The following is a 19,646-nucleotide window of genomic DNA, read 5'->3' as shown; positions in this document are numbered from 1 at the left end:
GCTCCTTGCGCTCGGGTGATGGTGCGAGGATCACCCTAGCGAGCGGTGCGCGCGAGTTGCCTCGGCCACGCGGCATCCGAGAGGCTGGACGGATTCCGGCTCGCACCCGGACCTTCGATGCGAACCGACGGAGAGATGTGACTGACCCAGCGACCCTGCCGACACCGCCCGCGCTCGAGTTCCGAGGACTCCACAAGCGCTTCGGCGAGAAGGTGGCCGTGGCCGACATCAGCCTGCGCGTGCCGGCGGGATCGTTCTACGGGCTGGTCGGTCCGAACGGCGCCGGCAAGACCACGACCCTGTCGATGGCGACCGGGCTCCTCATGCCGGACGCGGGTCAGGCGCTCGTGCACGGCGTCGACGTGTGGCGCGAGCCCGTGAAGGCGAAGGCGATGGTCGGGAACCTCGCCGACGGCGTCAAGCTGTTCGACCGCCTCACCGGCGGGCAGCTCGTCACCTACAACGGGCTGCTGTTCGGTCTGCCGCACGACGAGATCGCCCAGCGCACGGCCGACCTGCTCTCCCTCATGGACATGACGGATGCCGCGGGCACGATGGTCGTCGACTACTCGGCGGGCATGACCAAGAAGATCGCGCTGGCGTGCGCCCTGGTCCACGCGCCGCGGCTGCTCGTGCTCGACGAGCCCTTCGAGTCGGTCGACCCGGTGTCGGCGGCGAACATCGAGGACATCCTCGCCGGCTATGTGGCCGGCGGCGGCACGGTCATCGTCTCGAGTCACTCGATGGACCTCGTCCAGCGCATGTGCGACCACGTCGCGATCGTCGCGGCGGGCCGCCTGCTCGTCGCGGGCACCGTCGACGACGTGCGGGCGGGGGAGTCCCTGCAGGACCGCTTCGTCGAGCTCGTCGGAGGCCGCCGCCACACGGAAGGGCCGGAATGGTTGCGACGCTCCTGAGGCTGCGGTTCCGGGTCCTCGGCAACCAGCTCGCGCGCAGCCCGTGGCAGCTGGTGGGGTTCATCCTCGGTGCCCTCTACGGTGCGCTGCTCCTCGTGGGCATCGTCGCCGGCCTCGTGGTGCTGGGATTCACCGACGTGCGGCTCGCCAGCATCGTCATCGTGGGTGCCGGGTCACTGGTGACGCTGGGCTGGGCCCTCATCCCTCTCGTGGCGTTCGGCGTCGACACGACGCTCGACCCGGACCGACTCGTCGTGTTCCCGATGACGACCTCGCGGATGATGGTCGCGCTCACCCTCGCCGCGGTCTGCGGCATCCCGGGCATCATCACGTCGGCAGCTGCGCTCGCGACGATCGCGACGTGGGCACACTGGCCCGCGGCGCTCGTCGCCTGGCTGGTGAGCACGCCACTGGCGGTGCTCACGGCGGTGGTCGCCTCACGCGCTGTCGCGACGATCGCCTCCGGCTTCGGGGGAGGCCGGCGCTTCCGCGAGGTCGCCGGCATCCTCATCTTCATCCCGCTCATCCTGGCGGGGCCGATCATCGCCGGGCTCGCCAACGGGGTCACCGTGAACGCGGACACCATCGCCGAGCTCGTGCCGCTGCTCGGCTGGACGCCGCTCGGCGCCGCATGGGCCGTACCGGCCGACGCGGCCGCCGGCGATCTGGCCGCGGCCGCGGCGAAGCTGCTCATCGCGCTCGCCACCCTCGCGGCGCTGTGGCTGCTGTGGCGCGCCTCGCTCGCCCGCTCCCTCGTGCGGCCCCGGCTCTCGTCGGCCGCCGCCGTGCGGGCCGGGTCGATCGGATGGTTCAGCCGCGTGCCGACCGGTGCCGCGGGCGCGGTCTTCGCGCGGGCGCTGACGTACTGGACGCGCGACCCGCGGTATCTCCGCCAGCTCATCGCCGTGCCGCTGGTGCCGGTGCTGCTGTGGTTCTACGCCCGCGACGGCGACCCGTTCGTGGCGCTGGCGTTCTCGGCGCCGATCATCGCGTTCATCATCGGCATCGTGGTGTACGCCGACATCTCGTACGACGGCACGGCGTTCGGCAACGAGGTCGCGACGGGAGCGCGCGGTCGCGCGGACCGGCTCGGGCGCATCCTCGCCGCCGCCGCGGTCGCGGTGCCGCTGGTGCTGCTCGCGGCGATCCTGCCGTTCGCGTTCGCGGGCGACTGGACGCAGTTCCCCGGCATCCTCGGCATGGCGCTCGGGATCCTCTTCACGTGCTACGGAGTCTGCGCCGTCACGTCGGCCCAGCTCGTGGTGCCGGTTCCGGGCTCGGGCGACAATCCGTTCAAGCGCGTTCCCGGCACGACGTTCCTGCAGGGCATGGCGTTCTTCGGCATCTGGCTGGTCGCGCTCGCGCTCTCGGCGCCCGCGATCATCGCGGGTCTCATCGGGTACTTCACGCAGAACCCGACCCTGAGCTGGATCGCGTTCGTCATCGGGATCGTGGGCGGCACCGCGGTGCTCGTCGCCGGCATCCTCATCGGCGGCACGATGCTCGACCGCACCGGACCGGTGCTGCTCGCTCGCTTGAAGGCGATGAAGAACGCGTGATCGCGGATGCCGCGCCGCGGCGTCAGGCGGCGGTGAGGCGCTCGAGCAGCTCGCGGTAGCGGGCGGTGGTGCGGTCGATGATGTCCGCCGGGAGTGCGGGCGGCTCCCCCTCGCGCGGGGCGGCCCAGTTCGCCGCCAGCCAGTCGCGCACGATCTGCTTGTCGAAGCTCGCCATGCGCTCGTCGGGGGTGGTGCCGGACGCCCAGGCCGCAGCATCCCAGTATCGTGACGAGTCGCTCGTGAGCACCTCGTCGGCGATCGTGAGCACGCCGTTGCCGTCGAGGCCGAACTCGAACTTCGTGTCGGCGAGGATCACGCCGTGCGCCTCGGCCGTCGCGGCCGCGCGCGCGTAGATCTCGAGCGAGAGGTCGCGCAGCTCGGCCGCGCGCTCGGCGCCGACGAGCTCGACGGTGCGCTCGTAGGAGATGTTCTCGTCGTGTTCGCCGAGCGGCGCCTTGTAGGCGGGGGTGTAGATCGGCTCGGGCAGCCGGTCGCCGTTCGACAGCCCCTCGGGGAGTGCGATGCCGCACACCGTGCCGTTCTCGCGGTACTCGGCCCAGCCCGATCCTGTGAGGTACCCGCGCACGACGCACTCGATCGGCAGCATGTCGAGGCTCTTCACGACCATCGCCCGCCCGGTGACGGCCTCCGGGATCAGGCTCTTCAGGTCGTCGGCCGTATTGGCCTCGCCGTCGGCCCCGAGCGTGAGCTCGTGCGAGGCGGCGAGATGGTTCGGGATGCTGCGACCCCCGTCCGCACCCGCGAGCCGGTCGAACCACCAGAGGCTGAGGGTGGTGAGCAGCTCGCCCTTGCCCGGAATGCCCGGCGAGAGCACGTGGTCGAACGCGCTGACGCGGTCGCTCGCGACGACCAGCATGCGCTCGGGCGTCGCCCCCTCGGGCGTGTCCGCCGGAACGTAGAGGTCGCGGACCTTGCCGGAGTAGGCGTGGCGCCAGCCGGGGAGCTCGGTCGTGGGGGTGGGGATAGCCGTCACCCGTCCATTATCCCGGGTGACTCCGGCGGGTTTCGGGGCGAGGTCGCATCTGGGCGGACGGGCTCACGGCGTGATCTCGTCGACGTGCGCGAACGCCTCGGCGACGAGCGCGGGCCAGCGGTCGGCAGCATCCGTCCCGGCAGTCGCCCACTCGCGCATCGGCCGGCCGCGCATGACGGCGGGCGCGGCCTCGCCCGCCTCGGCCAGCTCGCCGACGCGGCGCTCGGGCAGCTTCACCATCAGTGCGCCCTCGAAGGTGACGAAGGCGAACACCTTGCCGCGGACGTTGAGCCCCTCGGAACCGAACATCGCGCCGAGCGAGACGTCGGGCCGGGCCGTCCATTCCGCGACGATCGGGTCGAAGATCGCGTACGACTCGGGGAACTTCTCCCTGCGCGCGGCGCCCTTGTCTGCCATGACCCTCACCGTACGACGCCCCACGGACAGAGCGCGAGGGGTGCATCGGGCGACGAAGAAGCGTATAGTCCACGTGGACTAATCGAACTGGAGTAGATCGTGACCGACCCCGTCGCCCGCCTGACCCCGCTCGGGGTGGCCGTGCTCGCGCTGCTGAGCGAGGGCGACATGCACCCGTACGAGATGATCCGGCTGATGCACTTCCGCCGTGACGACCGGCTCGTCACGATCACGAACGGCACGGTGTACCACACGGTCGGACGGCTCGAACGGGCGGGACTGATCGCCGAGGTCGGCGTCGACCGCGACGGCAACCGCCCCGAGCGCACCACCTATACGCAGACGGATGCCGGCGCCGCCGCGGTGCTCGAATGGGTGCGCCGCGAGCTGCCGCGCGTGGACCGCCCGGCGGAGTTCCGCGTCGCGCTCGCCGAGGTGCACGGACTGGATCGCGACGAGGCGATCGAGCTGCTCCACGTTCGACGCGACGCGCTCGCCGCGTCGCTCGGGTCCCTCGAGGACGGCCAGCGTCACGCCCTGGAGAAGGGCGTGCCCGCGCAGTACCTCATCGAGATCGACCGCGAGCTCGCGCTCCTGCGCGCGGAGCTCGAGTGGATGGACGCGGTGCTCCCGCGCATCGCCGATCCCGACTTCGCCTGGGGTCCCACGCCGACCCCTTCGGAACGCTATCTCGCCCAGAGAAAGGCAGCACGACAGTGACCACCCCCCAAACGCCGGAGTCCCGCCCCACGGCGGGCGCGGCATCCACTACCGATCGGGTCGCCGGCCCGATCACCGGTGCCTACGCGGTGGGGCACAAGCCCCGCAGCCCGTGGCCCGCCCTCTGGGCGCTGGTCATCGGCTTCTTCATGATCCTCGTCGACACGACGATCGTCTCGGTCGCGAACCCCGCCATCAAGGCGGCGCTCGACCCCGACACCAACAACCTCGACAACGTCGTTTGGGTCACCTCGGCCTACCTGCTCGCCTACGCCGTGCCGCTGCTGATCACCGGCCGTCTCGGCGACCGGTTCGGGCCGAAGAACATCTACCTGATCGGACTGACGGTCTTCACCCTCGCGTCGCTGTGGTGCGGTCTGTCGGGAACGCTCGAGATGCTCATCATCGCCCGCGCGGTGCAGGGCCTCGGCGCCGCGCTCATGACCCCGCAGACGATGGCCGTCATCACGCGCACCTTCCCGCCGAACCGCCGCGGCGCGGCGATGGGTCTGTGGGGCGCCACCGCCGGTGTCGCCACCCTCGTCGGGCCGCTGGCCGGCGGCCTGCTCGTCGACGGCTTCGGGTGGGAGTGGATCTTCTTCATCAACATCCCGGTCGGCGTCATCGCGTTCGTGCTCGCGTGGATCCTCGTGCCCAAGCTCGAGACGCACCCGCACCGGTTCGACATCGTCGGCGTGCTGCTCAGCGCCCTCGGCCTGTTCCTGATCGTCTTCGGCCTGCAGGAGGGCGAGAAGTACGACTGGGCGCCGTGGGTGTGGGCGATGATCACGGGCGGCGTCGCCGTCATGGCGCTCTTCATCTGGACGCAGGCGCGCACCAAGAACGAGCCGCTCGTGCCGCTGCCGCTCTTCCGGGACCGCAACTTCTCGGTGTCGAACCTCGGCATCGCCATCGTCGGATTCACCGTGACGAGCATGTCGCTGCCGCTGATGTTCTTCATCCAGCTCGCGCGCGGCCTCACGCCGACCGAGTCGGCGCTGCTGCTCATCCCGATGGCCGTGCTCTCGGGCGTCGGCGCACCGTTCGCCGGCCGCCTCCTCGACCGCACCGACCCGCGGTTCCTGCTGGTGCCCGGCCTGCTCATGGTCGCGGGGTCGCTGTTCTGGTACTCGTCGCTCATGAACGTCGACACCCCGATCTGGATGTTCCTGCTCCCGTCGGCGCTCATGGGCATCGGCAACGCCGGCATGTGGGGGCCGCTCGCGACGACCGCCACGCGCAACCTGCCTCCCCGACAGGCCGGTGCCGGCGCGGGCATCTACAACACCACCCGCACGATCGGCTCGGTGATCGGCTCGGCATCGATCGCGGCCTTCATGCAGGCCCGGCTCGAGGCGAACCTTCCCGGCGCGTCTGACGCCTCGGGCGGGTTCGGCGAAGGCACGCTGCCGCCCTTCGTCGTCGACGGCTTCTCGCAGGCCATGGCGCAGGCGATCCTGCTGCCGGCTGCGGTGATGCTCGTCGGCGTCGTCGTGGTGCTGTTCTTGCGTCGGCCGAAGGCGACGTCGACCGAGGATTGGCAGGCCGCGAACGCGGCTGCCGCATCCGAGTAACGCCGTTCGAGGAGCTTGTCAAGAGGTTGGTGGGCGGCGCCCCAGCCGCCCACCATGGTCACATGACCGGACTCGCAGTGATCCTGCTCATCGTCGGAATCGTCCTGCTCCTGCTGGGCGTGTTCATCGAAGCGGCCAAGTTCCTGCTCTGGATCGGCCTCGTCATCATCATCATCGCCGTGATCGCGTGGCTGATGCGCTTCATTCGTCGTCAGACCTGATTTCCCCAGCTCAGGTCGCGCGGCGCCCGCAGGGTCCTCCCCGATCCCGGGCGTCGACAGGACGCCGGCCCGCATGTCCCCCAGCACGCGGCGCCGGCGTCCTTCTTTTGTCTTGCCGTGGTTTAGCGCCGGCCGCGGCCGCGCTCGTGTGCCCAGATCGCGAGCTCGACGCGGTTGCGGGCACCGAGCTTGGTCATGATGCTCGCGAGGTGCGTCTTCACGGTGCTGAGCGACACGTGCAGCTCGTCACCGATCTCGCTGTTTCCGAGGCCGCGGGCGACGCCGGCGAGCACCGCCTCCTCCCGGTCGGTGAGAGGACTCGAGGGCTGTGCCGCCGGTTCGGGAGTCCCGCCCGCGAAGGCCTCGATCAGGCGCACCGTCACGTTCGGGTCGATGAGCGCATCGCCGCGGGCGGCCGCACGCACGGCCTCGGCGAGCAGCACCGCTCCGGCGTCCTTGAGGAGGAATCCGCGCGCACCCGAGCGAAGCGCCTCATAGACGTACTCGTCGAGGTCGAACGTCGTGATCACCACGACGGGGACCGGGTCGGCGACGTCCGCGCCGGCGAGGGCACGAGTCGCCGCGAGCCCGTCCATCACCGGCATGCGGATGTCGAGCAGGCACACGTCGGGTCGCAGGCTCCGCGCGAGCGCGACCGCCTCGGCGCCGTCGGCGGCCTCGCCGACCACCTCGATGTCGGGCTGCGCGTCGAGGATCATGCGCAGGCCCGTCCGGACGAGATCCTGGTCGTCGGCGACCAGCACGCGCACGCTCATGCGGTCCATCCTGCCCGCGGGAGGGTCGCCGCGACGATCCAGCCGCCGTCCGGCGTCGGGCCCGCATCGCACGTCCCGCCGAGCAGCGCCGCGCGCTCGCGCATGCCGGTGATCCCGTAGCCGGGAGCGGCGGATGCTGCGCCCACGCCGTCGTCGCGGACCTCGAGTCGCACGCCATCGCTGTCGACATCAACCCCCACATCGATCCGCGTCGCGCCGCGGGCATGGCGGCGGGCGTTCGTCACCGCCTCCTGGGCGATGCGGAACACCGCGGCGGCGACCGCCTGCGGCACGCTGTCGAGGTCACCGCCGAGCCGCACGGCGATCGTCGGGGCAGCAGCATCCGCCGCCAGCGAACGGATTTCGGCGAGCCCGGGAGTCGGCGCGAGCGCATCGTCGGGAGCACGCAGCACGCCCACCATCGCGCGCATCTCGCGGAGCGTCCGCGTCGCCTCGGCCTCGATCGCCTGCAGCACCTGCACCGTCGCGCCGGGATCGGTCGCCGCCACGGCGCTGCCCGCCTGGGCCTGGATCGCGATCGCCGAGACGTGGTGCGCGACGGTGTCGTGCAGGTCGCGGGCGAGCTGCTCGCGCTCGAGCAGCCGCACCTGCTCGAGTTCGCGGCTGCGCGCGCGTCGCCGCCACCGCACGGCGAGCCCGAGTGTGCTGGTCGTCACCGCCACCGCCACGCCTCCGATGACGTCGGCGACCTGGGGCGGGGTCGGGAGGAAGGTGAGCAGCATCCCGATCACCACCAGCGAGCCGCCGGCGACCATCGCGCGCCCGGAACCCCACCGGAACACCGCGTACAGCAGGATCAGGAAGTACGCCGTCGTGTACAGCTGCGGGTCGCCTGCCGTTGCGAGGCCCACGGCCGTGCCGACCGCGAAGGCGATCGCGAGCATCGTGAACGGGCGTGACCGGCGCCACAGCAGCGTGGGGGCGAGCGCGGTGAGCACGACGGCCCACAGCCAGCGCCACGGCACGTCGGTGCGGACGGATGCCTCGACCACCGCCAGCGCCGGGATCACACCGACGAGCACCCAGTCGCGCCAGACCCGCCCAGGCGGCGCCGGAACCGCCGCGGGCGCGTCCCAGAGCGCGCGGACCGGGCTCGTCATGCCCTCATGATAGGCGGGCACCGGTAGCCGCCATCGGGGCGCCGCTGCGGCGGCGTCCGGCGCGAGCGCGCCGCCGGATGACGAGCTCGGCGATCACGAGGTTGATCGCCCAACCCGCCGCCATGAGCAGGGTGTAGGCCACGGGGGCAGGCGCGCCGGCGAGCAGCGTATAGGGGAGGAACACGAGCACCTGCGTGCCGGCGCCCATGCCGATCGCGTAGGCGCGCGTCATCCAGGCGCTGTGGGTGCGCACGTCGCCGCGCCGGATCGCGACGAACGCGAACACGATGGCGGCGGCCATGGTCGTGCCGAGCACGATCCGGATCGCCGGCAGGCCCGGCCCCGTGACGGTGGAGGGGATGTCGTAGAACACGGTCATCCACAGCGCGGAGAGCGCCGACACCAGGCCCGCGGGCGCGACGACGCGCCCGGCGATGCGGTGCCAGCGCCGCCGCCGCAGCGATGGGGCGAACTGCAGCGCGCCGAGCACGAGGAACAGGCTCGATCCGATGATGTGCGCCACGACGGGGACGGGCGAGTCGAAGAACCGGGCGTTCTCCGCGGTGACCGCGGCCCCGGTGGTCAGCTGCGTCAGCCGGGCGGACCCGGCCACGATCGGCACGAGGCTCAGGGCGATGAGCCCGGCGGGCACGAGCCATTCAGGCCGGCGTCGGACGGCCCTCGGGCGGGCGGTGGCGGTTGTCATGCCGCCATGCTCGCGAGAACGGATGCTGCGCCGCTTCGGCCGCCCGGCTCGAACCGCCTCGTCCGATCGGCTGAGGCGCCCGGCGCGTGCGGCCCTCGCTAGCGCTCGCCGGCGCGCAGGTCGAGCACGATCTCCGCCGCGGCCGGCCCATCATCCGCCGCGCGCATCACCGCTCGATGTTCGGCGTCGACCGGTCGTGGAGACTCATCGGTGACGGCGCGCGAGCGTTCGAGATCATCGGTCTGCATCGCGTAGACGATGATCGGGCCTTCGCCGGCGTCGATGATGATCGCCGTCTCATGGTCGACGCCCTCAGCCGCGAGCGACTCGAGCGCCTCGGTGCGGCGGGGCCCGTCGACCTCACCCAGCCAGGCGACCACTCGATCGCGATGGTCGACACGAAGGCGTCGAGCAACGAGGTGGATCAGGGCTCGCGGAGGCACCCGCCGTCGGCGTTCACGCCGCCGAGGTCGATCGAGACGGTGCCCGAGGTGCCGACCGAGCCGTACACACAGCCGCCCGAGACCTCGGCGCCGAACAGCAGGCTGTCGCCCACGACGCGGGTCTCGACCTCGGCCGCTCCGGCCTTCTGAAGCGCTTCGCGCACGGCATCCTCGGTGACCGCGCCGGTCGCCTGCAGCGCCTGCAGCGCGGTCGTGGCCGCGGCCACGAGAGCCTCGTTCGCGACCTGGTGCGCCTGGTCCATCAGCTCCTTGCCGGGGGCGTCGATGTCGACGCTCGCCGAGCACCCTGACACGGCCCCGCCGACGAGCAGCAGGCCAACGGACAGGACGGATGCTGCGCCCCGGCGCATGCGTCAGAGTCCTTCGGCGACGCGCGCGGCGATGTCGGTGCGGTGCTGACCGCCCTCGAGGCCGATCGCGCCGAGCGCGCGGTAGGCGCGGTCGCGGGCCTCGACGAAGGTGGTGCCGACACCGACGACGTTGAGCACGCGGCCGCCGGTGGCGACGAGTCCGCCGTCGGTCTCCGCGGTGGCGGCGTGGGCGAGGTGCACTCCGTTGATCGACTCCGCCTCGCGCAGGTTCGTCAGCGCGCGGCCGGTGATCGGCGAGGCGGGGTAGCCCTCGCTCGCGAGCACGACGGTCACGGCGACGTCGTTGGCGAAGGCGGGCAGGGGGAGATCCTCGAGATGACCGGATGCCGCGGCCAGCAGCAGCTCCGACAGCGGGTCGACGAGCCGGGGCAGCACGACCTGGGTCTCGGGGTCGCCGAAGCGGGCGTTGAACTCGATGACCTTCACGCCGTCGTCGGTCAGGATGAGGCCGGCGTAGAGGAGTCCGATGAAGGGGGTGCCCTCAGCATCCAATTGACGGATCACGGGCTCGGCGATGTCGCGCGTGACGAGCTCCACGAACTCGCGCTCGCTGCCGAACTTGCCGTCAAGCCAGGGGAGCGGGGAGTAGGCGCCCATGCCGCCGGTGTTGGGGCCTTCGTCGCCGTCGAGCAGGCGCTTGTAGTCCTGGGCGGGGCTGAGCGGCAGTACGTGATCGCCGTCGCTGAGGAAGAAGAGCGACACCTCGGGGCCCGAGAGGAACTCCTCGACGAGTACGGCGCCCGAGGGCAGGTATTCGTCGGCGTGCGCGAGGGCGGCCTCGCGGTCGCTCGTCACGATGACGCCCTTGCCGGCGGCCAGTCCATCTGCCTTGACGACGTGCGGGGCACCGAGGTCGTCGAACGCGGCCTCGACCTCGGCGCGCGTGTGCGCGCGGACCGCGCGACCGGTCGGAACCCCGGCGGCATCCATGATCCGCTTGGCGAACGTCTTCGATCCCTCGAGCTGCGCGGCCGCCTGGCCGGGCCCGAACGCCGGGATGCCGCGCGTGCGCACCGCATCGGCGACACCCGCGACCAGCGGGGCCTCCGGGCCGATGATGACGAGGGCGATGTCGTTGTCGATCGCGAACTGGCTGACGGCCACGGGGTCGTTCTGATCGAGGGCGACCAGCTGCGCGTCCTGCCCGATCCCGGCGTTGCCGGGAGCCGCGAAGATCTCGTGCTCCGCCTCCTCCGACCGCAGCGCCAGGATGATGGCGTGCTCCCGCGCGCCCGAGCCGAGAACCAGGATCTTCACGCCTCCCAGCCTACCGGCGGCCCTCCTCGCTGTTTCGGGCCGAGGTACCCCTCGCGCCCCGCTCCCGCGGTGTCCCGTCCCCGTCGTCGCTCCGCCCTCTCGTTGTTCCGCAGTCGGTTCGGGCGGGTGAGACGCGCGGTGACCCGCACGAAGTGACCGCGGAACGGTGGGGGTCGAGCGCCGAGGCACCCGCACACGGTTCCGCAGTCGGTTGGGGCGGGTGAGACGCGCGGTGACCCGCAGGAAGTGACTGCGGAACGGCCGGGGGGTGTGGGGCGTAGCGTGGAGGAGTGGCCCGCAAGATCTCGACCGACGACGGCCGCGCCGCCCTGAGCGCGGTCGCGGCGGCGGCGGAGGCATCCGTTCCGCCCGCCCGCACCGACAACGCGACGGCCGTGCGCTACCTGCTGCAGCTGCTGGCCGAGAAGGCTCCGGGCAACTCGGTCGAGGTGCGCGTGCCGCCGTTCGGCGCGGTGCAGGTGGTCGAGGGGCCCCGGCACACGCGCGGCACCCCGCCGAACGTCGTCGAGACGGATCCCGCGACCTGGATCGCCCTCGCGACCGGCGTGGAGCAGTGGACGGATGCTGCCACCTCGGGCCGCATCAGCGCCTCGGGAACGCGCGCCGACATCTCGGATCTCCTACCGCTGCGCCCCTGAGCGGCCTGCAACCACGACTCGTCGCCCAGCGCTGACCCCGCTGTTCCCCTGTCGCGATGTGCCGCCTCGCGCGACACTTCGTGACAGGGGAGCCTCTGGGCGTCGTGTGTTCCTGTTCGCCTGTCGCGATGTGCCGCCCGGCGCGGCACTTCGTGACGGCGGAGCCTCTGGGCGTCGTGTGTTCCTGTTCGCCTGTCGCGATGTGCCGCCCGGCGCGACACTTCGTGACAGGGGAGCCTCTGGGCGTCGTGTGTTCCTGTTCGCCTGTCGCGATGTGCCGCCCGGCGCGACACTTCGTGACAGGGGAGCCGCCGGTCGGGTTGCAGCGGTGCGGGTCAGCGCCGGGGCATGACCACCGGTGTGCCCGATACCGGGTGCGGGAAGACGTCGACCCGCTGCCCGTAGACCTCCTCGATCGCGGCCGCCGTCAGCACCTCGGACGGCGCGCCCGAGGCGACGACGCGACCCCGCGAGAGCAGTGTCACGCGGTCGGAGACGCCGAGCGCCGCGTTGAGGTCGTGCAGCACTACGGCCACCGCCGCGCCCTCGCGCGCACGACCCCGCGCGATGCGCAGCACGTCCTCCTGGTGCTTGAGGTCGAGCGCCGCGGTGGGCTCGTCGAGCAGCAGCACGTCGCACGCCTGTGCGAGCACGCGCGCCAGCGCGGCCCGCGCGCGCTCGCCGCCCGACAGCGACGTGATGCCGCGCCCGGCGAGCGGCACGAGGTCGGTGACCTCGAGCGCCCGCGCGACCGCGGCGTCGTCATCGTCCTCGGCGGGTGTGCGCGCCCACGGCGCGCGGCCCATGCGCACGACCTGCTCCACGGTGAACGGGAACGACACGGCGTTCTGCTGCAGCAGCACCGCGCGCTGCTGCGCGAGAAGGCGAGGACGGATGCTGCCCAGCAGCGTCCCGTCGAGGCTCACGTCGCCGGCGTCCGGGGTGACATCGCCCGCGAGCACCCCGAACAGCGTCGACTTGCCCGCGCCGTTCGGACCGACGAGGGCGTGGAGCTCACCCGCGCGGACGTCGATCCCCGCGTCCACGAGCACCGGCCGCGCGGCGCCGTGCGGCGTCACGGTCACGTCTCGGGCGCTGAGCCGCACGGCCCCGGCGCCGGTCTCGACCCCGCGGGCCGCAGCATCCGTTGTCGTGCTCATCCCCAGCCCCCCGCCTTGCGGCGCGTGCGCAGCAGCAGCCACAGGAAGAACGGGCCGCCCACGAGCGACGTGATCATGCCGATCGGCAGGTCGGCGAGCGGCACGGCGGTGCGGGCGATGAGGTCGGCGACCGCGAGGAGCAGCGCGCCGCCGAGGGCGCTCGTGACCATGAGCGGCAGGTGCGCGGGCCCGATGGCCATGCGCATGAGGTGGGGGACGACGAGGCCGACGAAGCCGATGATCCCGGCGAACGCGACCGCCGCGCACACGAGCAGCGCCACCATGACGATGACGACGATCCGCAGCAGCTCCACGCGCACGCCGAGGTGACGCGCGGTGCGCTCGCCGAGGGCGAAGAGGTCGAGGCGGTGCGCGACGAACACCGCCGCGGCCACGCCGATCACCACGAGGGGCGAGACGATCGCGATGTTCTGCCACAGCGCGCCGTTGAGGCTGCCGAGCTGCCAGAACACGATCTGCTCGCGCGTCGAGGTCGTGCCGAGGAACGTCAGGAACGCGAGGCCTGCACCGGCGATGGCGTTGATCGCGATGCCGGTGAGCAGCAGTGTCACGACCTCGGTGCGACCGCCCGAGCGGCTGATGAGGTACACCGAGAACACCGCGATGAGGCCGCCGACGAACGCGAAGGCGGGGGTCGTCCACATGCCGAACACCGCGAGGCCGAACGTGAGGCTCGCGGCCGCCCCGAACGCCGCACCCGACGAGACGCCGACGACGGCCGCGTCGGCGAGCGGGTTGCCGAAGATGGCCTGCATGAGCACGCCCGACACGGCGAGGGCCGCGCCGACGAGGAGGCCCAGCACGATGCGCGGGAGCCGGATGTCGAGGATCACCCCGGCCGCGGTCGGCGCCTCCGGAGCCCACGACGTGTCGATCCCGATCGACTGCAGCAGCACGCCGATCACCTGCGTCGGTGTGAGCCAGTACTGTCCGAGGCCGAGCGACACAACGACCACGAGGACGATGGCGATCGACAGCCCCGCCGTCATGAGCGCGAACCGGCGACGGCGGTGCGTCGTCGGCACCTCGGTGACGACCTCCGCCGTCGCGCCCTCCGCCGCCTCGACCTCGACAGCGGTCATCGTCCCCGTCACGACGCCGGAACCTCGGCAGCGGCCGGGGTCGCGCTCGACGCCGGCGCGTACACCGCACGCGCGAGCGCCCGGATGACCTCCGCGGTACGCGGCCCGAAGCTCAGGATCTCGGCATCCGCCATGTCGACCACACGGCGGTGCTCGCCCGCGGGTGTCTGCTGCAGCGCCGGGATGCGCTCGAGCAGCCCGTCGACCCCACCGACCGATGCGAGCCCATCGGTCATCATGACCACGACGTCAGGCTGGGCGGCGACGAGGGCCTCGGCGGTCATGGGCTTCATGCCCTCCCAGCCGATCTCGCTCGCGACGTCGATGCCGCCGACCGCCTCGATCAGCGAATCCGCCCCGGAGTCGCGGCCGAAGATGTAATAGACGTTCGCGCTGCCCCGCACGTAGAGGAAGAGCATGCGCGGACGATCCGATGCTGCCGACGGCGCGATCTCGGCCACCTCGGCGCTCGCCGCCATGACGTCGGCATCGAGCCGTTCCGCGAGCGCATCGCCGCGACCGGGCACGCCCAGGGCTCCGGCGATCTCCGAGACGAGGTCGGCGACCGTGTCGGCGCGCCGCTCGCTCGAGACGACGACGACGGCGATGCCGGCGTCGCGCAGCTGCTGGCGCACCTCCTTCGGGCCGATCGAGGTGTCGGTCAGCATCACGGTCGGTGCGAGCTCGAGGACCGCCTCGGCGTTGAGCGTGTGCCCCGACTTCGTCACGACCGGCAGGTCCTCGGTGCCGTCGAACGACGTCGACGAGTCGCGTCCGACGACCGCGTCGCCGAGGCCCAGACCGAACACGGTCGCGGCGATCGTGCCCGAGATGTCGACCGGCAGGATGCGGCTGACATCGGTGATCTCGACCGCGCGGCCCTCAGCATCCGTCACCGTCACGGGCAGGTCGGGGGCGTCGTCGGCCGCGACGGGCTCGATCGCGTGCGACCCCAGGCAGGCCGTGGAGGGTCCTGTCGCGGTGCGCGGGTTCTCGGCGAGGGTCAGTGTCGCCAGCGGGACGGATGCTGCGGGGCAGTCCGCGTCGGCCGCATCGGCGGCCGGCGCGGCACAGCCGGCGAGGGCGACCGCGGCCACGAGGAGTGCGATCGCGCCGGCGAGGCGCGCCGAACCGCGACGAGGGGAAAGGGTGCGAAACATTAGGTGAGCCTTACCTTAGGCTTGACGTCGGCTGTGAGAGTGCCCTACGTTCGAGTCGATATTAGGTTAGCCAAACCTAAGCAACCAACCCGAATCGCACTGATGCGCCGGTGCGCTTCGGCGTGCGCGGCGCCGGAGACACCCCGTGAATACGCAGCCGTTCCTGGATCGCAGTCGCGCGAGCATCGCCGCGCTCCTCGCCTTCCTGCTCGTCGTGGCAGGAGCCCTCACCGCCGTCCCGGCCTTCGCCGCCGGACCATCCGTCTCGGCCACGCAGGCCCCTCGAGCCGGCGGCGCGATCACCGTCACCGGCTCGGGCTTCTCCGGCGTCGCGCCGGGTGTCTACGTCGGCGTCGGGCCCGCGGGCCTCAGCGGCTTCTACGGCGGCGCGATGGGCGACGTCGTCTGGGTGTCGCCCGGCAACGCCGACGGCTCGATCGGCAGCGGCCGCACCGCGCCGATGACCGCCGAAGGCACGTTCAGCGTGCAGGTGAGCGTTCCGGCCCACACCGACGGCGCGCAGTACACGGTGTACACCTCGAAGGCGCACGGCGGCGGCATGACCGACCCGAGCCAGAACGCGACGACGCCAATCGCCTGGGAGCCGCTCCCCGCCGTCGCGACGACCACGACCCTGACGGTCGACCCGGCCGCCTCGAGCCTGGCCGGCGCGGACTTCACGCTCGGCGCGACCGTCGAGCCTGCAGCATCCGGAACCGTCTCGTACTTCAACGGTGAGACGCAGCTCGGCTCCGCCGCCGTCGGCACGACGGTCACCGCGAGCATCGCCGCCGCAGGCACTGCGCAGCTGAAGGCCGTGTTCACCCCGGCTGACGCCGCCGCGTTCACCGGCTCGGCCTCGTCCGTCGTCCCATACGAGATCACGGCGCCCCCGACCGAGCCGGGGCCCCGGACGCCGACGCTCACGCTCTCGAAGACCACGGGCCTCGACAGGGGCGGTGAAACCGTCACGGTGACGGGCTCGGGGTATAACCCGAACCAGCCGATCTACGTCGCGATCTGCACGGATGTCCCGCTGTCGGAGCTGTCGTTCACCTTCATCTCCGCAGGCTGCACGGTGGGCGCCAAGCAGGTCACGAGCAACCCGACGACGGCGACGCAGGTGAAGTTCAACGCGGACGGGTCGTTCACGACCGAGTTCCGAGTGTCGCCGAAGGCGGGTTCGACGGCGGTGTACACACTCGCCAACCACACCGCGATGAACGATCGCTCGCAGGACGCGAAGGTCTCGCTCTCGTTCGCGCCGAAGCTCACGCTGTCGAAGGCCACCGGCCTTGATGCCGGGGGCGAGACCGTGACGGTGACGGGTGCGGGGTACAACCCGAATCAGCCGATCTACGTCGCGATCTGCACGGATGTCCCGCTGTCGGAGCTGTCGTTCACCTTCATCTCCGCAGGCTGCACGGTGGGCGCGAAGCAGGTCACGAGCAACCCGACGACGGCGACGCAGGTGAAGTTCAACGCCGACGGGTCGTTCACGACCGAGTTCCGCGTCGCGCCGAAGGCGGGTTCGACGGCGGTCTACACGCTCGCCAACCACACCGCGATGAACGATCGCTCGCAGGACGCCAAGGTCTCGGTGAGCTTCGCCGCTCCGAAGCCCGTCGCAACCCTGTCGGTCTCGAAGACCGAGGGGCTCGACCCCGCCGGTGAGAGCATCACGGTGACCGGCACGGGCTATGAGGTCAACACCGGCGGCATCTATGCGCAGATCGGATGGATCGTCGAGGGAGCGTGGACGCCGATCTCGGCATCCGATACGCGCGCGTCGAACCGCACGAACGCCTATGCGGCGCTGGTCGGCTCCGGATACCCGAACCAACCCGCGTTCACCGTCGCCGAGGACGGCTCGGGCTCGTTCTCGTGGACGGTGACGATCGACAAGGCGAAGCTCGACGCGAAGAAGCTCGAGGGTGGCACGCTGGCCGTGTTCACGCTCGGCTCGCACTCCAATTGGGTGCAGCCCGCGAACGAGCGATTCGTTCCCCTCTCGTTCGCCGACCCCGAGCCCGTGCCTGCCCTCGACGTGACGGTGAGGGATGCTGCGGCCACCACCGGTGCGACCATCAAGGTGTCCGGATCGAACCTTCCCGACGTCCCGGCGGTCTACGCGGCGGTGATCGAGAAGGGGACCGAATCGCAGGTCACCGCCGGCGGCGGCTACACGGCGTTCGCGCTGCCGTTCCCGTCCGTCACGGCCGGGTCGACGACCTTCACGGTCGTCGCCCCCGCAGCGAAGCTCGACCGCACGAAGCAGTACGAGGTGATCGTGTGGAAGCAGCACTCCAACCCGGCTGCCGACACGATCTACGCCCGCGCCGACGTGCCGTTCACGGCCGACCACTGGACGAAGCTCTTCCCCGACGTGACGCCCCCGACCGATCCGGAGCCCCCGGTCGATCCCGGTACGCCGGTGACCCCGCCGGCGGCGGTGCAGGGCGGCTCGCTCTCGTGGGCGATCTCGTCGAGCTTCGCGAGCTACATCACGAGCAGCACCGCGAAGGGCAGCATCGCCGTGGCGGGCGGCGCCACCCGCTCCGGCGGCCTGTTCCAGTTCGGCCAGGCGACTGGCGGCACGTATGACGCGGCGACCGGCACGGGCACCGTCTCGTACAACGGGTCGGTCCGCTTCACGGGCCATGGCGGCGTGCTCGACGTCACGATCGCGAACCCGCAGGTGCGCATCACGTCGGCGAACGCGGCGACGCTGTACGTCACGAGCGGCGGCTCGCAGGTCGCCTTCGCGAACCTCGACCTGTCCGCGGCGGTGCGCGTCACCGCCAACGGCACCGTCTCATATTCGCGCGTGCCGGCCACGCTGACCGCTGCCGGGCGCAGCCAGGTGTTCCAGGGCTACACGACCGTGCTCGACCCGCTCGCGTTCACGGTCGGCGCCCCAGCGGCCGCGCCCGCGGGTTCGACGGGCACCGTCGCGGTGGCTGCCGCGTCGACAACGCGCACGACGTCGCTCCCCGCCGCTCCGCCCGCCTCGACGGGCATCGACCTCGACGACGACACCCTCGCCGCGCTGCAGAAGGGCGAGCCGGTCACGGTCTCGGCGTCGGGCTTCACCCCGAACGAGGACGGCATCAAGGTCGTCGTGTACTCGACGCCGACGCTCCTCGGCGAGGTGGCGGCGGATGCCTCGGGCAACGCCACGTGGACAGGTTCGCTGCCCGCCACGCTCGCGGACGGCGAGCACACGCTGACGTTCCAGGGGTCCGTGGACCGCGGCATCCGCTTCACGCTCGCCCGTGCCGCGACCGCCGCCGGCTGCTTCGTCGAGGCCGCCAGCCTGAACTGGGGCTTCAAGGAGACCTTCCGCACGTACATCGAGGGCATCGCCGCCGGCGGCTGGGAGCTGACCGACGTCGCCTACGAATACCCCGAGTTCGTCTGGACCGCGGGCACGGGAGCGGTGGATGCTGCGACCCGGACGGGTCTCGTCACCTATGGCGGCAGCATCCGTTTCACCGGTCACCAGGGTGCGCTCGACACGACGCTCGCGAACGCCCGCGTCGAGCTGGCGGGCGACACCGGCTACCTGGTGTTCGACGTCAGCGGCACGACGCAGGCGGGTGAGCCGGTGACGGCCGCGGGTGTCCGGTTCGCCGAGTTCGCCCTGCCCGACCTCGAGGTCACCGACGACGGACTCGTGCTCGACGCGCTTCCCGCGACCCTGACCGACGCCGGCGCGGCCGCCTTCGGCACGTACCCGGCGGGCGACGAGCTCGACCCGGTGTCGGCCGTGCTCCCCGTGGCGGGCGACTGCGCGGTCGCGGCAGCGCCGGTGAAGGCCGAGGAGGTGCCGGTGGCCGAGGCCGCCGAAGCCGAGGTCCTCTCCGCCGACCAGACGACGGCGCCGGTATGGCCGTGGGCGCTCGTGGGGATCGCCCTGGCCCTCGGGATCGGGGCCGTGGTCTGGATCGTGGTCTCCCGCCGCCGTGCGACGGCCGGCGGCAACGGAGACCAGACGGCCGGCTGACCACCGGCCGTCACCCCGGCGGCGTCCCGCTCTCGGCTTCCGAGCGGGGCGCCGCCTTTCTCATGGGCGCGCAGCGTGCCGCCGGGTGGGACAATGGAGGTATGCCCGAGCACAGCCAGGACCGCATCGAGACCGTGCGCGTGCGACGCGCACCGAAGATCTCGGTGTTCCTGATCGTCGGGGCACTGGTCGGCGTCTTCGTCGCGATGATCCTGACGTTCGCGTTCAACGGCACCGCCGGCGCGAGCCCGAACACCGGGGTCATGTACTCGCAGGGCCAGGTGTTCGGCTTCCTGGCGCTCATCTGCGCCCCGATCGGCCTCGCACTCGGCGGCGTCCTCGCGCTGATCCTCGACCGCCGGTCACGGCGTCACACGCACCAGGTCACGGTCGACCACGAGCAGGTGCACGTCGACCCGGAGCCCGGCACCAACGGCCACGGCCCGGCCCACTGAGCGCGG

At 71.8% G+C, this 19,646-nt stretch carries 19 protein-coding genes; 8 read left to right on the top strand and 11 right to left on the bottom strand.

The window, feature by feature from the left end; translation table 11 throughout:
• Window positions 1–137: 137 nt before the first annotated feature.
• A complete protein-coding gene (locus ACFC1K_RS01425; RefSeq protein ID WP_375870134.1) occupies window positions 138–917 on the top strand; it encodes an ABC transporter ATP-binding protein in 780 nt (259 codons plus the stop codon).
• On the top strand, window positions 899–2,476 hold the full coding sequence (locus ACFC1K_RS01420; protein WP_375870133.1) for a hypothetical protein: 1,578 nt from the start codon (window positions 899–901) through the stop codon (window positions 2,474–2,476). Before ACFC1K_RS01425 ends, ACFC1K_RS01420 begins: the two co-directional genes overlap by 19 nt.
• A 22-nt stretch (window positions 2,477–2,498) precedes the next feature.
• Here the strand turns inward: ACFC1K_RS01420 and ACFC1K_RS01415 are convergent, their stop codons facing one another.
• Complete coding sequence (locus ACFC1K_RS01415; RefSeq protein ID WP_375871140.1) at window positions 2,499–3,461, bottom strand: phosphoribosylaminoimidazolesuccinocarboxamide synthase; 963 nt, start codon at window positions 3,459–3,461, stop codon at window positions 2,499–2,501.
• A 72-nt stretch (window positions 3,462–3,533) separates the two neighbouring features.
• Window positions 3,534–3,887: a hypothetical protein gene (locus tag ACFC1K_RS01410; protein WP_375870132.1), complete on the bottom strand. Its 354-nt coding sequence runs from the start codon at window positions 3,885–3,887 to the stop codon at window positions 3,534–3,536.
• 99 nt (window positions 3,888–3,986) lie between these two features.
• Between ACFC1K_RS01410 and ACFC1K_RS01405 the strand changes: the two genes are divergently transcribed.
• From ACFC1K_RS01405 to ACFC1K_RS01395, 3 genes are all read left to right on the top strand, one after another.
• Window positions 3,987–4,607 (top strand): PadR family transcriptional regulator, encoded by a 621-nt coding sequence (locus ACFC1K_RS01405; protein WP_375870131.1) that lies wholly within the window; start codon window positions 3,987–3,989, stop codon window positions 4,605–4,607.
• Between the two features lie 89 nt (window positions 4,608–4,696).
• A complete protein-coding gene (locus ACFC1K_RS01400; protein ID WP_375871139.1) occupies window positions 4,697–6,181 on the top strand; it encodes a DHA2 family efflux MFS transporter permease subunit in 1,485 nt (494 codons plus the stop codon).
• Between the two features lie 62 nt (window positions 6,182–6,243).
• The gene (locus ACFC1K_RS01395) at window positions 6,244–6,402 is read left to right on the top strand and encodes a hypothetical protein (protein WP_308866175.1); all 159 of its coding nucleotides are present in this window, start codon (window positions 6,244–6,246) and stop codon (window positions 6,400–6,402) included.
• Between the two features lie 122 nt (window positions 6,403–6,524).
• On the opposite strand, the gene ACFC1K_RS01390 is transcribed toward ACFC1K_RS01395, so the two are convergent.
• The 6 genes from ACFC1K_RS01390 to purD form a co-directional block, all read right to left on the bottom strand.
• Window positions 6,525–7,178: a response regulator gene (locus ACFC1K_RS01390; protein WP_375870130.1), complete on the bottom strand. Its 654-nt coding sequence runs from the start codon at window positions 7,176–7,178 to the stop codon at window positions 6,525–6,527.
• Window positions 7,175–8,299, bottom strand: a complete 1,125-nt coding sequence (locus ACFC1K_RS01385; RefSeq protein ID WP_375870129.1) for a sensor histidine kinase — start codon at window positions 8,297–8,299, stop codon at window positions 7,175–7,177. Before ACFC1K_RS01385 ends, ACFC1K_RS01390 begins: the two co-directional genes overlap by 4 nt.
• 4 nt (window positions 8,300–8,303) lie before the next feature.
• Window positions 8,304–9,005: a DUF2306 domain-containing protein gene (locus ACFC1K_RS01380; protein WP_375870128.1), complete on the bottom strand. Its 702-nt coding sequence runs from the start codon at window positions 9,003–9,005 to the stop codon at window positions 8,304–8,306.
• 98 nt (window positions 9,006–9,103) lie between these two features.
• Window positions 9,104–9,448, bottom strand: a complete 345-nt coding sequence (locus ACFC1K_RS01375) for a DUF6176 family protein (RefSeq protein ID WP_375870127.1) — start codon at window positions 9,446–9,448, stop codon at window positions 9,104–9,106.
• Window positions 9,430–9,819 carry a hypothetical protein gene (locus ACFC1K_RS01370; RefSeq protein ID WP_375870126.1) on the bottom strand — a complete coding sequence of 130 codons (390 nt, stop codon included), beginning with the start codon at window positions 9,817–9,819 and terminating at the stop codon, window positions 9,430–9,432. Before ACFC1K_RS01370 ends, ACFC1K_RS01375 begins: the two co-directional genes overlap by 19 nt.
• A gap of 3 nt (window positions 9,820–9,822) precedes the next feature.
• Window positions 9,823–11,097, bottom strand: coding sequence for a phosphoribosylamine--glycine ligase (gene purD, locus ACFC1K_RS01365; protein WP_375870125.1), 1,275 nt, complete (start codon window positions 11,095–11,097; stop codon window positions 9,823–9,825).
• A 290-nt stretch (window positions 11,098–11,387) separates the two neighbouring features.
• Here purD and ACFC1K_RS01360 point away from each other — a divergent pair, with 290 nt between their 5' ends.
• The gene (locus tag ACFC1K_RS01360; RefSeq protein ID WP_375870124.1) at window positions 11,388–11,756 is read left to right on the top strand and encodes a sterol carrier family protein; all 369 of its coding nucleotides are present in this window, start codon (window positions 11,388–11,390) and stop codon (window positions 11,754–11,756) included.
• A 335-nt stretch (window positions 11,757–12,091) separates the two neighbouring features.
• Here the strand turns inward: ACFC1K_RS01360 and ACFC1K_RS01355 are convergent, their stop codons facing one another.
• Genes ACFC1K_RS01355 through ACFC1K_RS01345 form a run of 3 tightly spaced genes read right to left on the bottom strand, consistent with a single transcriptional unit; the run spans window position 12,092 to window position 15,179 of the window.
• Window positions 12,092–12,916, bottom strand: coding sequence for a heme ABC transporter ATP-binding protein (locus ACFC1K_RS01355; RefSeq protein WP_375870123.1), 825 nt, complete (start codon window positions 12,914–12,916; stop codon window positions 12,092–12,094).
• The gene (locus tag ACFC1K_RS01350; RefSeq protein ID WP_375870122.1) at window positions 12,913–14,019 is read right to left on the bottom strand and encodes a FecCD family ABC transporter permease; all 1,107 of its coding nucleotides are present in this window, start codon (window positions 14,017–14,019) and stop codon (window positions 12,913–12,915) included. The genes ACFC1K_RS01355 and ACFC1K_RS01350 overlap by 4 nt, the downstream gene beginning before the upstream one ends.
• Window positions 14,020–14,027: 8 nt before the next feature.
• A complete protein-coding gene (locus ACFC1K_RS01345) occupies window positions 14,028–15,179 on the bottom strand; it encodes a hemin ABC transporter substrate-binding protein (RefSeq protein WP_375870121.1) in 1,152 nt (383 codons plus the stop codon).
• Window positions 15,180–15,324: 145 nt separating this feature from the next.
• Between ACFC1K_RS01345 and ACFC1K_RS01340 the strand changes: the two genes are divergently transcribed.
• Entirely contained in the window at window positions 15,325–19,185 is a 3,861-nt protein-coding gene (locus ACFC1K_RS01340; RefSeq protein ID WP_375870120.1) for an HtaA domain-containing protein, read from the top strand.
• 101 nt (window positions 19,186–19,286) lie between these two features.
• Window positions 19,287–19,640, top strand: coding sequence for a potassium transporter Trk (locus tag ACFC1K_RS01335; protein WP_375870119.1), 354 nt, complete (start codon window positions 19,287–19,289; stop codon window positions 19,638–19,640).
• Window positions 19,641–19,646 lie beyond the last annotated feature (6 nt).

Origin of the sequence: Microbacterium sp. NPDC056057, assembly GCF_042266945.1 — a bacterium.
GTDB lineage: Bacteria > Actinomycetota > Actinomycetes > Actinomycetales > Microbacteriaceae > Microbacterium > Microbacterium trichothecenolyticum_C.
This window is presented reverse-complemented; position numbering and strand designations above follow the sequence as displayed.